Here is a 786-nt window from a genome sequence, read left to right as displayed (position 1 = left end):
ACTGGTAGTAACGCTGATCGTCGTAAAACTCCACCACCTCAATTTTCAGCCGGTCGTCCGCGGTCAGTTTGTACCAGATCCCCACTTCCGCCAGCAGACGTTGCACAAAACGCAAGTCATCTTCGTCGTATTGCATCACCTGCTCCCGCTTCGGGTAGGTGTACGCCAGGGTGAATAAGAAATCCTGGCCGCGAAAACCGTGACGTTCACGCAGGATTTTTTCCACGATTTCCGGCACCGACATCTGCTGATAAATCGCGGTCTGGTGGCTTCTCGACAACAGGGCCAACCGCGGCTCCAGGGTCACGGCGTAATGGCTTTCATCCCGCGAGGTGGACAGCAGCTTAAATTCGCTGATCACGCCGTATAGCGTACGCAAGGGCGCCGGGGGCACGATTGGCATGCCCCGCCTCCCCGGATTAATCGCGGGCGACGTCAGGGTAAACGCGGCGTCCCGCATCAGCATCCGCGCCGGCTCGATATCCTTCACCGGGCTGGTGAATTCAATGGCGTAACGAAAAGGCCGGCTTAAGGCTTCCTGCCCGCTAAAAGCCACCACATCCAGCGGCGCGGTATTTTTCCACACGTTCAGTACGTAGCGGCTGTGATCAAAGATGATCGCCGGGGTGGCGTTGTTCATGACGGGCGCTCCGTTGGCTCTGTTTCAGTGAATGTCAGGGTGATCTCGCCGGTTTCATCGGCGCCCAATATCACCCCGCCCGGTTTATCGTGATGGGCCAGACGTTCCAGCAGCGCCTGCGATAACCCCGGCAAAATTTGTTGGTT

1 protein-coding gene is annotated in these 786 nt (G+C 57.6%); it reads right to left on the bottom strand.

From position 1 onward, the window contains the following. Positions 1–640, bottom strand: a 640-nt coding sequence (locus LGZ98_RS23945; RefSeq protein WP_262978752.1) for a type VI secretion system Vgr family protein, incomplete at its 3' end; no start/stop codon positions are given. Positions 641–786: the final 146 nt, after the last annotated feature.

This window comes from Photorhabdus kayaii, from assembly GCF_025384895.1.
Taxonomy (GTDB): Bacteria; Pseudomonadota; Gammaproteobacteria; order Enterobacterales; family Enterobacteriaceae; genus Photorhabdus; species Photorhabdus kayaii.
Note: the sequence above shows the minus strand (reverse complement) of the source record. Positions and strands in the feature narration are given on the sequence as shown.